The sequence below is a fragment of the Promicromonospora sp. NPDC050262 genome (assembly GCF_040655935.1).
In the GTDB taxonomy this organism is placed as follows: Bacteria; Actinomycetota; Actinomycetes; order Actinomycetales; family Cellulomonadaceae; genus Promicromonospora.
This window is the reverse complement of record NZ_JBFAKX010000016.1, coordinates 94,162-106,949: the sequence shown is the minus strand read 5'-3', so window position 1 is coordinate 106,949 and position 12,788 is coordinate 94,162. Positions and strand designations below refer to the sequence as shown.

The 12,788-nt window shown below is 74.3% G+C and carries 9 protein-coding genes and 1 pseudogene; 6 read left to right on the top strand and 4 right to left on the bottom strand.

The features are described 5' to 3' along the window. Positions 1 to 108: 108 nt before the first annotated feature. A complete protein-coding gene (locus tag AB0I29_RS21665) occupies positions 109 to 495 on the top strand; it encodes a hypothetical protein (protein ID WP_357485629.1) in 387 nt (128 codons plus the stop codon). A gap of 2 nt (positions 496 to 497) precedes the next feature. On the opposite strand, the gene AB0I29_RS21660 is transcribed toward AB0I29_RS21665, so the two are convergent. Then, positions 498 to 1,043 carry a ferritin gene (locus AB0I29_RS21660; RefSeq protein WP_285106311.1) on the bottom strand — a complete coding sequence of 182 codons (546 nt, stop codon included), beginning with the start codon at positions 1,041 to 1,043 and terminating at the stop codon, positions 498 to 500. 222 nt (positions 1,044 to 1,265) lie between these two features. Here AB0I29_RS21660 and AB0I29_RS21655 point away from each other — a divergent pair, with 222 nt between their 5' ends. From AB0I29_RS21655 to AB0I29_RS21640, 4 genes are read left to right on the top strand one after another with little or no spacing between them, the layout of a single operon-like run. Next, positions 1,266 to 1,553, top strand: a complete 288-nt coding sequence (locus tag AB0I29_RS21655) for a hypothetical protein (protein ID WP_285106309.1) — start codon at positions 1,266 to 1,268, stop codon at positions 1,551 to 1,553. Next, on the top strand, positions 1,550 to 2,353 hold the full coding sequence (locus tag AB0I29_RS21650) for a hypothetical protein (protein WP_285106307.1): 804 nt from the start codon (positions 1,550 to 1,552) through the stop codon (positions 2,351 to 2,353). The genes AB0I29_RS21655 and AB0I29_RS21650 overlap by 4 nt, the downstream gene beginning before the upstream one ends. A gap of 53 nt (positions 2,354 to 2,406) precedes the next feature. Next, complete coding sequence (locus AB0I29_RS21645; RefSeq protein ID WP_357485624.1) at positions 2,407 to 4,398, top strand: fumarate reductase/succinate dehydrogenase flavoprotein subunit; 1,992 nt, start codon at positions 2,407 to 2,409, stop codon at positions 4,396 to 4,398. Further along, positions 4,395 to 5,147 carry a succinate dehydrogenase/fumarate reductase iron-sulfur subunit gene (locus tag AB0I29_RS21640; protein WP_285106304.1) on the top strand — a complete coding sequence of 251 codons (753 nt, stop codon included), beginning with the start codon at positions 4,395 to 4,397 and terminating at the stop codon, positions 5,145 to 5,147. Before AB0I29_RS21645 ends, AB0I29_RS21640 begins: the two co-directional genes overlap by 4 nt. On the opposite strand, the gene AB0I29_RS21635 is transcribed toward AB0I29_RS21640, so the two are convergent. Next, positions 5,128 to 7,323 (bottom strand): BTAD domain-containing putative transcriptional regulator, encoded by a 2,196-nt coding sequence (locus tag AB0I29_RS21635; protein ID WP_357485621.1) that lies wholly within the window; start codon positions 7,321 to 7,323, stop codon positions 5,128 to 5,130. The two genes, AB0I29_RS21640 and AB0I29_RS21635, sit on opposite strands and share 20 nt — an antisense overlap. Positions 7,324 to 7,426: 103 nt before the next feature. Between AB0I29_RS21635 and AB0I29_RS21630 the strand changes: the two are divergent. Continuing rightward, a pseudogene (locus AB0I29_RS21630) lies at positions 7,427 to 8,308 on the top strand (DUF5937 family protein); the annotation flags it as partial. A 59-nt stretch (positions 8,309 to 8,367) separates the two neighbouring features. On the opposite strand, the gene AB0I29_RS21625 reads toward AB0I29_RS21630, so the two are convergent. Together AB0I29_RS21625 and AB0I29_RS21620 are read right to left on the bottom strand one after the other, a co-directional pair. Beyond that, positions 8,368 to 11,079, bottom strand: coding sequence for a BTAD domain-containing putative transcriptional regulator (locus AB0I29_RS21625; RefSeq protein ID WP_357485619.1), 2,712 nt, complete (start codon positions 11,077 to 11,079; stop codon positions 8,368 to 8,370). Between the two features lie 70 nt (positions 11,080 to 11,149). Beyond that, on the bottom strand, positions 11,150 to 12,754 hold the full coding sequence (locus AB0I29_RS21620; RefSeq protein WP_357485727.1) for a DUF222 domain-containing protein: 1,605 nt from the start codon (positions 12,752 to 12,754) through the stop codon (positions 11,150 to 11,152). Positions 12,755 to 12,788 lie beyond the last annotated feature (34 nt).

Below are 12,788 nucleotides of genomic sequence, written 5' to 3'. Positions count from 1 at the left end.
TTCACCCGCGACCGCCTTGTGCGGACGGTCAGGTGTTCTCTAGGTTGCTTCCGTCAGTGCGGACCTGAACCCCAGGTCCGTACCCACCGGCCGGGATCGAGGGGCATCATGTGGTTCGACGTCGAAGGCGTGGCGCACACCGTCGCCCTGCCCGACCCCGGGTGGGCGTTCGAGCCCGGGCTGCTCGCGGCCCTGACCTCGGCGGAGCCGGAGGAGCGGGCGCGGCTGCGGAAGGTGCTCGACGCCCTGCTGGTGGACGCGTACGAGAATCTCGACCCGGACCGGGTCCCCACGGCGCACCTGGTCGAGGACGCGATCCCCGAGGGCAAGGTCGGCGAGGACCGGACCGGCGAGCCCCTGCCGGTCGTGGAGCGGACGAGCGGCGCCCTCCTGGCGGTGCCCTACGAGTTCCGGCTGGACGGTCTGGTCGCCCTCGAGGACCTGCTCGACGAGCTCGACGAGGGCGGACCAGACGTGTACTCGGAGCCGGCCTGAGGTCAGAGCCCCCCGCCCGCCGCGCGGGGTGCCGCCGCCGACTCGCCCGAGTCACCGATGGTCTCGCGGGCCACGTAGTTCTCCAGGTCGAACAGGTTGTCGCCGGCGCGCTTCGCGACGGTCACGAGGGTGTTCGCTGCCGCGACCTCCTCGACCTGCTCCTCCAGGAACCACAGCAGGAACTGCTCGCCGAGCGCGTCGCCCTCGGCGCGTGCCGCGCGGAAGATCGCCTCGATCTGGTTGGTGACCTGCTGCTCCTGGTCGAGCGCGAGCTGCAGCGGCTCCAGCACGTTCGCGAAGTCGTTGCGCACCTCGGGGGTGCCCGGGATGCGCACCGGCAGCGAACGGTCGAGGTGGTACTGCACGATCATCATGCCGTGGTTGCGCTCCTCGAGCGCCTGCCGGTAGAAGTGCGCGGCGAGCTGTGGCAGGTCGTGGCTGTCGAACCACACCGCGATCGCCACGTACTGCAGGTGCGCCGCGAACTCGTGGCCCACCTGCTCGCCCAGCAGTCGCAGGTACTCGGAGTTCGGATCGGTCGTCGTCATGGGGACAACGCTAGGTCAGAGGGCAGGCTGGTGCAGGTGTGCCGGGGCGACGTCGAGCCTCTGGGTCAGGGCCTGGCACAGCACGGTCATGCTCACACGTCTCGTTCCTGTCACGCTCCGGTCCCACGCCGGGTTCGCCCTTGCCTCACCGGGACAGACACGGCAGAGTCTGGTGTGACGCACCTCACGACGGGGTGAGGCGCGTCGCCAAGGAGGTGTCCCATGACGACCACCGAGTTCGCGACGCTGCGCCGTTCGATCGAGCAGCTGCGTCGTAGCGTCGCCGACGTGCGCGGCGCCTTCGGTGACGCACCCGAGGTGCGCCGGCTGGTGAACGACCTGGAGCGGCTGGAGATCGACGCGGGCGAGCTCGCCGCGGTGCACCCCGCGCGAGGCGTCCCGGACCTGGTTCCCGAGCACGTCGTCGTGCCCGACACCCCGCTGGACGAGTCGATGTTCAGCGATGCCGACGACGAGGGGCTCGGCGGCTACCACGGCGACCGGTCGTGACGGCGCGCGGGGTCGACGCCCCCGGGCGCGCCGCCGTCGGGGCCCGCACGCTGCGCACGGACCGGTGGTGGCTCGCCCCGGCGGCGACGGCGGCCGGCCTCCTGGTCTTCGTCGTCTACGGCGGCGTGCGGGCCTTCCAGCAGCAGTACTTCTTCGCGGACGAGCGCTACCTGACGCCGTTCTACTCGCCGTGCGTCTCGCTCGGGTGCGCGTCGGAACCGGGGTCCTCGCACTTCGGCATGTTCCTGCCGGACCACCCGCTGATCCCGTACGCGGCCCTCAGCCTGCCGTTCCTGCTGGGCTTCCGGCTGACCTGCTACTACTACCGCAAGGCGTACTACCGGTCGTTCTGGCTGGCGCCGGCGGCGTGCGCGGTGCCCGAGCCGCACGCGCGGCAGACGGGCGAGACCCGCTTCCCGCTGGTCCTGCAGAACGTGCACCGCTACTTCTTCTACGTCGCGGTGCTGGTCTCGCTGGTGAACACGTACGACGCGCTGGTCGCGTTCCGGCATCCCGACGACGGGTTCGTCGTGGGCGTCGGCAACCTGGTGCTGCTGGCCAACGTCGCCCTGCTGTGGTGCTACACGGTGTCCTGCCACTCGTGCCGGCACGTGATGGGCGGCCGCCTCACGCACTTCTCGAAGCACCCGGTCCGCTACTGGTTCTGGACCCGGATCTCCGCGCTCAACACGCGGCACATGTTCTTCGCCTGGATCACGCTCGCCTCGCTGATCCTCACGGACCTGTACGTGATGCTCGTCGCGCGCGGGACGATCACGGACCTTCGGCTCATCGGATAGCCGTCTCATCGGACAGCACCCACCGCGCGGCCCGTCGGAGAGGAAGCCCGGCCTTGACCGAGATCGAACGACACGACTACGACGTCCTCGTGATCGGCGCGGGCGGTGCGGGGCTGCGCGCCGCGATCGAGGCCCGCGAGCGCGGGCTGCGCACGGCGATCGTCTGCAAGTCGCTGTTCGGCAAGGCGCACACCGTGATGGCCGAGGGCGGCTGCGCGGCGGCCATGGGCAACGTCAACGAGCACGACTCCTGGCAGGTGCATTTCCGCGACACGATGCGCGGCGGCAAGTTCCTCAACAGCTGGCGGATGGCGGAGCTGCACGCGAAGGAGGCGCCCGACCGGGTCTGGGAGCTGGAGACGTACGGCGCCCTGTTCGACCGGACGCCCGACGGCCGGATCAGCCAGCGCCACTTCGGCGGGCACACCTACCCGCGCCTCGCGCACGTCGGCGACCGGACCGGGCTGGAGCTGCTGCGCACCCTGCAGCAGCGGATCGTCGCGCTGCAGCAGGCCGACCACGCCGAGACCGGCGACTTCGAGGCTCGGCTGCGGGTGTTCGCGGAGTGCACGATCACCGAGCTGCTGACCGACCCCGACGCGGGGACCGAGCACCACGGCGCCGTCGCCGGGGCGTTCGGGTACTGGCGGGAGTCGGGCCGGCACGTGCAGTTCTCGGCGCCCGCCGTGGTGCTGGCCACGGGCGGCATCGGCAAGTCCTTCCAGGTCACGTCCAACTCGTGGGAGTACACGGGCGACGGCCACGCCCTGGCCCTGCGCGCCGGGGCGAGCCTGATCGACATGGAGTTCGTCCAGTTCCACCCCACCGGGATGGTCTGGCCGCCCAGCGTCAAGGGCATCCTCGTGACCGAGGGCGTGCGCGGCGACGGCGGCGTGCTGCGCAACTCGGACGGCGAGCGGTTCATGTTCGGGTACGTGCCCGACGTCTTCAAGGGCCAGTACGCCCAGTCCGAGGACGAGGCGGACCGCTGGTACGACGACCAGGAGAACAACCGCCGCACGCCCGACCTGCTGCCCCGCGACGAGGTGGCCCGCGCCATCAACACCGAGGTCAAGGAGGGCCGCGGCTCGCCGCACGGCGGCGTCTACCTCGACATCGCCAGCCGCATGCCGGCCGACGAGATCCGGCGGCGTCTGCCCTCGATGTACCACCAGTTCAAGGAGCTGGCCGACGTCGACATCACGGCCGAGCAGATGGAGGTGGGCCCCACCTGCCACTACGTGATGGGCGGCATCGCCGTGGACCCCGACACCGGGCAGTCCCGGGTGCCGGGGCTGTTCGCCGCGGGGGAGTGCGCCGGCGGGATGCACGGCTCCAACCGGCTCGGCGGCAACTCGCTGTCCGACCTGCTGGTGTTCGGCCGGCGCGCGGGGCTCGGCGCGGCCGACTACGTCGCCGGGCTGGACCGCCGTCCCGCCGTCCGGGAGGCGGACGTCGCCGCGGCCGCCGCGATGACGCTCGCGCCGTTCGACGCGCACCCGGCCGGCGCCGGCGGCGAGAACCCCTACACGCTGCACGCCGAGCTGCAGCGCGTGATGAACGACCTGGTCGGGATCATCCGCACGGAGTCCGAGGTGGTCGCCGCGCTCGACCGGCTCGCCGAGCTGCGGGCCCGGGTGCACGACGTCGTCGTCGAGGGCCACCGCCAGTACAACCCGGGCTGGCACCTGGCACTGGACCTGCGCAACATGCTGATGGTCAGCGAGGCCGTCGCGTCCTCGGCCCTGCTGCGCACGGAGAGCCGCGGCGGGCACACCCGCGAGGACCACCCGGGGCTCGACGCGGAGTGGCGGCACCGGGTGCTGGTCACCCACTGCGTGAGGGACGGTTCGGGGCTCGGCTCCGGGGCGGCGGTGGTGCCTCGGACCGCCGTCGAACCCGCCGAGCGGGAACCCATGCGCCCCGACCTGCTCGCGCTGTTCGACCTGTCCGAGCTGGAGAAGTACTACACGCCGGCCGAGCTGGCCGGGCACCCCGACGCCGGGCGGTCCGCGGCGCTGCATCCCGAGGGAGGAACGGCATGAGCTACAAGGGTCGCTTCCGGGTCTGGCGCGGGGACGCCTCCGGCGGGGCGCTCGCGGACTTCGAGGTGGAGGTCAACGAGGGCGAGGTGGTGCTCGACGTGCTGCACCGGATCCAGGCCACGCAGGCGCCCGACCTCGCGGTGCGGTGGAACTGCAAGGCGGGCAAGTGCGGGTCGTGCTCGGCCGAGATCGATGGGCGCCCGCGGCTGCTGTGCATGACGCGGATGTCCGTGTTCGACCCCGGCGACGTCGTGACCGTGACGCCGATGCGGACGTTCCCGGTGCTGCGCGACCTCGTGACGGACGTGTCGTTCAACTACGCGAAGGCGCGCGAGGTCCCGTCGTTCACGCCGCCGGCCGGCCTCGCGCCGGGGGAGTACCGGATGGCGCAGGTCGACGTCGAACGCTCGCAGGAGTTCCGCAAGTGCATCGAGTGCTTCCTGTGCCAGGACACGTGCCACGTGGTGCGCGACCACGACGAGAACAAGGGGGCGTTCGCCGGGCCGCGGTTCCTGATGCGGGTCGCCGAGCTCGAGATGCACCCGCTCGACGTCGCGGACCGGGTGCCCGCCGCGCAGGACGAGCACGGCCTGGGCCGCTGCAACATCACCAAGTGCTGCACCGAGGTGTGCCCCGAGGGGATCAAGATCACCGACAACGCCCTCATCCCGATGAAGGAGCGGGTGGCGGACCGGCGCTACGACCCCCTGGTCTGGCTGGGCCGGACGATCACTCGCCGGCGCGACTGAGCTCCGCCGTGGCCCGCGCCAGCTCCGCGCGGATCCCGGCGACGCCCCCGAGCCCGAGCTCGACGTACTGGTCCAGGCAGTCCTGCCAGGCGTCGCGCGCCTGGGCCCAGCGGCCCGCCTCGCCGAGCAGGACGGCGAGGCGGCGCTCGGCCGCCACCAGGTCCTGCCGCATGTCGAACTCGCGGAACCGGACCGCCGCCTCCTGGTAGCAGACGATGGCTCGCTCCGGGTCGCCCAGGCCGGTGTGCACAAGGCCGAGCGTGTCCCGGACGAACTCCTGGCGCACGCGCCCCGGCCACCTGCGGCGGTCCATCTCCAGGGCCACGCCCAGGTACCAGGCCGTCACGCGCCCGACGGCGGCGTCCCGCCACTGCGCCGTCTCGTCCTCCCGCGCCCGCTCGCGGGCGTACTCCGCCACGAGGTCGTGCATCGCGAACCGGCCGGGGGCGTGCTCCGTCACGAGGTGCACGCGGACCAGCTCGGCCATCGCGCCCGCAGCGCACGGGCCACCGAAGAGGGACGCGAGCGCGGTCCCCGGGACGTCCGGCCCGGGATGGACCCCGAGCAGCCGGAACATGCGCGCGCCGTCCGGGGACAGCGCCCGGTACGACGTGGCGAACACGCTGCGGACGTCGGCCATCGCGTCGTCGTCGCCCAGCGCGTCCAGCCGGGCGCCGCCGTCCGCCAGCTCGTCCGCGACCGCCGACAGCGGGAACGCGGGCCGGGCCAGCACCCGGGCCGCGGCGATCACCACGGCCAGCGGCAGGCCCGCGCACCGCCCCACGATCCGGCGCGCGGCCTCCGGCTCGGCCGCGCACCGCTCCGCCCCGACCCGCAGCGCGAGCAGGTCGAACCCCTCGGCGGCGGTCAGGGTGCCCAGCGCGACCCGCGCGGCGCCCGGGCCGGACAGGGTGGCGCGGCTCGTGACCACGGTGACGCCCGGGCCGGACCCGGGCAGGAGCGGCGCCACCTGGTCGGCGTCGCGGGCGTTGTCCAGCACCACGAGCAGCCGCCGTCCGGCCACGACGCTCCGGTACAGCGCGAGCCGCGCGTCCTCCGACGCCGGGACGCGGCCCTTGGCCACACCCAGCGCATCGAGGAATCCGCGCACCACCGACCCGGGTGACACCGGCGCCGACGCCGGGTCGAACCCCCGCAGGTTCGCGTAGAGCTGCCCGTCGGGGAACTGGCCGGCCACGCGGTGCGCCCAGTGCAGCGCCGTCGCCGTCTTGCCGACGCCACCCGCGCCGTCGAGCACCGCGACCCGGGGCGCGCCGTCGTCCGCGAGGAGCTCGTCGAGCGTCGCCAGCGCGCCCGCGCGCCCGCTGAACGCCAGGGGACCCAGGGGGAGCTGGCGCGGGACCCAGCCCGGTGGGTCGTCGGCGCCCTCGCCGGCGATCTCCCGGTGCAGCCGCCGGACCGCCTCCCCGGGGCCGATGCCCAGCTCGTCGGCGAGCGTCCGCTCCAGCCGGGTGTAGGCGTCGAGGGCCTCTGCGGGCCGCCCGTCCCGGACCAGCGCCGTCATGAGGTGCGCCCAGAACCGCTCCTGGAGCGGGTGGCGGTCCGTGAGGTCGCGCAGCTCGGCGACGAGGGCGCCGTCGTCTCCCGGGCCGTCGCCCGGTCCCGCCAGGTCGATCTCGATCCGGCGGGCCAGCGCCGTCAGGTGCTGCTCCTCCAGGAGCGGCGCCTCGACCGCGTGCAGCGCGGCGGACCCGACGCCGTCGAACGGCGCGCCGCGCCACAGGCCCAGGGCGTCTGCCAGGCGCCGTCGCTCCGCGGCCGGATCCTCGGCGTGCCGGACCTGGACGAGCCCCACGAACGACCTGACGTCCACGCGCCCGGCCGGGACAGCGAGCCGGTACCCGCCCGGGACGGTCTCGACGGCGGCATCGCCCAGGACCGTCCGCAGCCTGCGGACCAGCACCTGCAGCGACCGCTGCGGGGACTCCGGCAGCTCCTCGCCCCACACCACGTCGACCAGGCGCTCCACGGGCACCGGCTCGCCCGCGCCGACCGCCAGCGCGGCCAGGAGGGCCCGCAGCCGGCCCGTCAGGCGCACCTCCTCGCCGTCCACCACGACGGCGAACGGGCCCAGCACGGAGACCGTGACCGCGGGCTCGTGCCCGTCGTCCATCCGCATCCCGTCCCGCACCGTCGCGCCCCCCGTCCCGGCCATCCTGCCGGGTCGGTGCGCCGGGCGAAAGTGAAAGCGGTTTGAAACCGCCACCGCGTGGAATGGGCGGTGACGCCGAGATCCGGCGTCACGCAGGAGGGCGCCGATGCTCCGGATCCACTTCACCGCCGAGGACCTGCTGCGGGTCCGGCTCGCCCCCGGGCCCGACCCCCTGTGGGAGGCCGTGCTCAGCGCGCACCAGGTCAACCAGCCGGGCGGCCCCCTCGTCTTCGCCGAGTGGCGCTCGCGGGTGGTGTCCGCGCTGACGGGGACGGCGCGTTCCTACCTGCGGCTCACGCCGCCGCGGGGGTACACGCCCGACTTTCTCACGCCCGCCGGCGGGACCACCGAGCTCGGCGCGGGCCTGGAGACGGTGCTGAGCACGCCGTCCGCCCGGTTCCGGGACGAGCTGGAGCTCCTGGGCCGGCAGCGCGACGTGCCGCGCTGGGCCGTCGACCTCGCGCGCTCGGCGCCCGCCCGACGGCGGCTGGGGCAGGCCACCCAGGCCTACCACGACCAGGCGCTCGCACCCCACTGGTCCGCGGTCCGCAGCGCCGTGGAGGCCGACGTCGCCGCGCACGTGCGCACCCTGACCGGCGGAGGCACGGCGGCCCTGCTGAGCTCGGTGCACCCGTCGGTCACCTGGCGGGACCCGGTGCTCCGCGTCGAGACCGCGGCCGACCGGGACGTCTACCTGGAGGGCCGGGGGATCACCCTGCAGCCGGCGTTCTTCTGCTGGCGCGCGCCGATCTCGCTGGCCGACCCGGGGCTCGCTCCGGTGCTCGTGTACCCGGTGCCGCACCGGCTGTCCTGGCTCCACCCGACCGGCGGCGGGCGGCACGACCGCGCGCTGGCCGCGCTCCTCGGCCGGACGCGGGCGGCCGCGCTGTCGGCCCTGACGTACGGCGCGAGCACGAGCGAGCTGGCCCGGCACATCGGCGTCTCCGCGCCGTCGGCCTCGGAGCACGCGTCCGTGCTCCGCGACGCGGGGCTGATCGCCTCGCGGCGGGAGCGCAACAGCGTGTGGCACACCCTGACGCCGCTGGGTCAGGCGGTGCTCGACGGCGACCGGGTGCTGCCGGCATCCGCGGCGTCTCGGGCCGCGCCGAGCTTGGCGAGGATCCCGGCGAGCTCGTCCGTACGGCCCAGGGCGCGCAGGTCCTCGGCGCACGCCCGGTAGGTGGCGGCCGCGGCGCCCGGGTCGCCGAGGTCGAGCTGGATGTCGCCGACGAGCTCGCGGGTGTAACCGCGGATCCAGACGTCGCCGGCCTCCGTCAGGGTGGTGCAGGCGTGCTGTGACGCCGCCAGGGCGTCGTCCAGCTTGCCCAGCCGGCGCAGGTAGAGGCCCACCGCCGACTCGGTGCGGCCCTCGCCGACGCGGTCGCCCGAGCCGCGGAAGAGGTCGAGGGCCCGCTCCGCGTGGTCGAGCGCCTCGTCCGGGCGGCCCAGCTCGGCCAGCACGGCGGCCGCCGTGCTCAGCAGCCAGGCCCGCGCGGCGTCGTCGTCGACGTGGTGCTCGACCCGGCGCTCGGTCGGGGGGAGCGTCGGCTCGATGGTGCGCCAGGCGTCGTCGGCCCGCCCGAGCCGCATGAGGGCGTGGGCGATCCAGCGGCGGGAGCCCACCTGCTCCGGCACGCGGCCAAGGCGTTCCAGCGCGGCGAGCGCCAGGCGCTCGGACTCCAGGAGCGTCGGGACCTGACCCCGCCCCCACAGGTACGGGCGCAGGCAGCGCGCGATGCGCCAGGTGTGCTCGTGGTTGCCGGTGGCGGCGGCGCGCCGGACCATCGCGACGAGGACGGGTGCCTCGCGGTCGAGGAGCGCGACCCCGGCGTCGTGCCCGGACGGCGGGGGCGACCCGAGGACGCCGTGCGACGGCGGGCCGACCGTGTGCCGGTCCTCGGTGGGGGCGAGCGCCTCCTCGGCCTGGTGGGCCACGCCGAGGTAGTGCTCGAGCATGCGGACGGTCGCGGCGCCGGACTGCTCGGGCGGGTCCTGCGCGACCAGCTCGGTCGCGTAGTCCATGAGCAGCTCGTGCATGGTGAACAGGCCCGGCGCGAGCTCGATCAGGAGGCTCGCCCGCTCCAGCTCGACGACGGCGGCGCGGGCGCGGTCCCGGGGGAGCGCGCCGAGGCTCGCGACGCCCGGGATCGTGAGGTGCGGCCCCGGGTGCAGGCCGAGCAGGCGGAACACCGTGGCGGCGTCGGCGCCCAGCGCGCGGTAGGACCACGAGAAGACGGAGCGGGCCGCCTGGTCGCGGCCGGCGGACAGGGCGGCGATGCGGGACTGGTGCAGCTCGCGGACCAGGCCGGCGAGCGGCGCCCCGGGCCGCGCGGCCGCGCGCTCGGCGACGATCACGTGCGCGAGGGGAAGGCCGCCGCACAGCGCCAGCAGCGCGCGGGCGGCCTCGGGCTCGGCGGCGAGCCGGGCCGTGCCCAGCCGGGCGGCGAGCACGTCCTCGGCCTCGGCGGGGGTGAGCGTCCCGAGGGCGAGGCGCGCGGCCCCCTCGACCGCGACCAGGCCGCCGAGCCGGTTCCTGCTCGTGACGACCACCACGCAGCGCCGTCCGCCCGGCAGGAGGGGCCGCACCTGCTCGACGTCGCGGGCGTTGTCCAGCACCACCAGGACCCGGCGGTCCGCGAGTACCGAGCGGTACAGGGCGGCCTGGGCGTCGGCATCGTCCGGGATCCGGGCCGGCGGCACGCCGAGCGCGTCGAGGAACTGGCGGACGGCGACCGCGGGGGCCACGGGCGTGTTCGTGGGGAAGTAGCCGCGCAGGTTCACGTAGAGGGTTCCGCCGGGGAAGCGGCCGGACGCGCGGTGGGCCCAGTGCAGCACCGTCGCCGTCTTGCCGATCCCGCCCGGTCCGTCGACGACGGCGATGCGGGGCGCGCTGTCCAGGAGCGCGTCGAGGGCCGTGAGGGCACCGGACCGGCCGCGGAAGGTGCTCTCCGGGGGCGGGAGCATGGCGGGTTGCGCCGGCTGTTCTGGTTGTTCCGGCGTGAGGAGCCGGCGGTGCGCCGCCCGGGCGTCCTCGGCTGGGGAGGTGCCGAGCTCGTCGCGCAGGACCCGGTACAGGTCCTGGTAGGCGGCCAGGGCGTCGGCGCGCCGGCCGGTGTGGTCGAGCACCTTCATGAGCCGGACCCACAGGCTCTCGCGCAGCGGGTGGACGGCCACGAGCTCGCGCAGGGCGGCGGCGAGCTCGCCGAGGTCTGCGTCGCTGGGGTCCGGGGTTCCCGGGTCTGGGGTGCCGGCCAGCGCGAGATCGGCGCACCGCTCCACCGCGGCCAGAGCGGGCTGGACCAGCCGCGGGCGGTCGACCGTGACCAGCAGGTCGGAGTCGACGGTCTCGAAGGGGGAGCCGCGCCAGTGCGTCAGGGCCTCGCGCAGGAGCCGGTACTCCTCGGCGGGGTCGGCCGACGCGCGGCTCTCGGTCAGCGCCGACTCGAACCGGGACAGGTCGACGGCCTGGGGTGGGACGTCGAGCTGGTAGCCGCCCGGAGTGGTGCGGACGGCGTCGGCCCCGAGTGCCGCGCGCAGCCGGGTGACCAGCACCTGGATGGCCTTGCGGGTGTCGGCCGGCCGGTCCTTGCCCCACACCGCGGCGGCGATGCGCTCGGTCGGTACGGGCCGGCCCACGTCGAGCGCGAGCACCGCGAGGAGCGTGCGCAGGCGGGAGCTGAGGGCCACGGGCGTGTCGTCGAGCGTCACGGCGAACGGGCCGAGCAGGCGCACCGACAGTCGGCCCGTGACATGTGCCATGCCCGCTCCCTGGGTCGGCCGTCGTTGTGCCTGCTGTGGTACCTGGTCAGTGTCGCGTCTCGACCCGCGGTCAGGACCGATGCGTCCAGGCAAGGTCGGCCCGGAACGGCCGACGTGGTGGGCGGGGTGTTCCGCGCCGCGTGGGTCTGTAGGGGATGGTGCCACGGTCCGGGGCGCTGTGACAGCCGATCTGGTAGCGGCTGCGGGGTGTGCGGCCCTTGCTCGGTCCCGTCATGCCGACGGCCGGGGTCCAGGCCGGGGCGGTGGTGCGCTCGGGGGCTGGTGCCCCGCCCTGAGCAGGTGTCGTGTCAGGGACCGGGATCGCGTCGCGGACTGTGGTGCGAACCAGCGCACCACGAGCCGGCGTTGCGTTGCCGGTCCTGACAGGCATCGGAGGTGCGGGCGCGAGAGAGACATACGTGTGCCCCGTGGGCGTCACTGTCTCCACGGCATCGCGGCTGTCCACCTGGGTGGTCTTCTGCCGCCAGCCCGGTGCCTGCTTCGCATAGTTGCACCGGGCACACAGCCCTTGGCCGTTGTCGAGGCTGGTTGGTCCGCCCTCCACAAACGGGGTGACGTGGTCCAGGTGCCGGATCGGGGCGTCACACCACGTCGTGGCACAGATCCCCTGCTCCCGGGCGCGCAGGAGCGCGGCCAGGCCCGTCGGATGGAACCTTGACGTCGACGTCGTCGCCACCAGGCGACCGTGCGGGTTGACGTAGATCGACCGGAGCCACGCGGTGTCGGTGTCGATTGCATGCGCCGCCAGATGCCGGGCGACCGGCGCCGGGACCGTACCCACACCCGCCGGAGCGCCCTCCAACACCACACCGGGCTGCTCACCGTTGGCCAACAGGGTCTCGTCGGAGACGAGGAGGTTGATCGTGACCGGCACGTCGTTCGCGTGCCCAGGCTGACGGGCGGTGACGCGTTCGATCAGGGTGTCGGCCATGATCTGCCCGACCCCACGCACGTCCCCGGCCGTCTTGGTCGTCTCGGCGTGAGCCTTCAGCTGCGCGTACGCCTGCACACCCTCAGCCATCGGGACCAGGGCGGTCAGGTAGACCATCAGGTCCGGGGCCGGACGCACCGACACCCGCCGCTCAGTGACCGCCCTCGCGTTGCGCTTGACGCACGCGTGCACATCCAGCCGGGCGGCCCGTTCCTTGATCCGGGCGACCAGGCGGCGCGTGCCCATCCGGGCCAGGTCCGCCAGACCGGCTGGGCCGCAGATCTCCTCGTCGATCAGCGCGCGGTGCTCCACGGACAGGTGGGACGTCTCCCGGACCAGGAGCGTGGCCCGCCACGGGGACAGCACCCCCGCCTGCAGGGCGGCGAAGGTGTGGGGCATCTGCGTGACCCAGACCCGGGACGTGCTCACGAACCCGGCACCGGCGTGGGGGCTCACCCGCAGGGCGGCACCGACCTGGTTCGGGACCCCACGCCCGCACCGTTCCGCACGGATGCCCTGCCGGGCCTCCTCCACCTTGGTCGCCTCGTCCAACACCACGGCCAACCTCGCCTGCGTCGCCGTGACCGCATTCTTCAACGCCTCCAACTCACCGAGCAGATCCACCCACTCCGCCTGGGCCCGCGGCCCGCCATCTGTGCCATCGTCTACACCAGCACCGAAGTCCGCGGTCCTGACCATGTCGGTGGCACCCGGCAGGATCATGCCCGCAAGCGTCTGCCTCATGACCCGGACACCC

Excerpts from the sequence above, each read along its gene's own strand:
- AB0I29_RS21665 (WP_357485629.1), top strand. The coding sequence starts at position 109 with ATGTGGTTCGACGTCGAAGGCGTGGCGCACACCGTCGCCCTGCCCGAC.
- AB0I29_RS21660 (WP_285106311.1), bottom strand. The coding sequence starts at position 1,043 with ATGACGACGACCGATCCGAACTCCGAGTACCTGCGACTGCTGGGCGAG.
- AB0I29_RS21655 (WP_285106309.1), top strand. The coding sequence starts at position 1,266 with ATGACGACCACCGAGTTCGCGACGCTGCGCCGTTCGATCGAGCAGCTG.
- AB0I29_RS21640 (WP_285106304.1), top strand. The coding sequence starts at position 4,395 with ATGAGCTACAAGGGTCGCTTCCGGGTCTGGCGCGGGGACGCCTCCGGC.
- AB0I29_RS21635 (WP_357485621.1), bottom strand. The coding sequence starts at position 7,323 with ATGGCCGGGACGGGGGGCGCGACGGTGCGGGACGGGATGCGGATGGAC.
- AB0I29_RS21625 (WP_357485619.1), bottom strand. The coding sequence starts at position 11,079 with ATGGCACATGTCACGGGCCGACTGTCGGTGCGCCTGCTCGGCCCGTTC.
- AB0I29_RS21620 (WP_357485727.1), bottom strand. The coding sequence starts at position 12,754 with ATGATCCTGCCGGGTGCCACCGACATGGTCAGGACCGCGGACTTCGGT.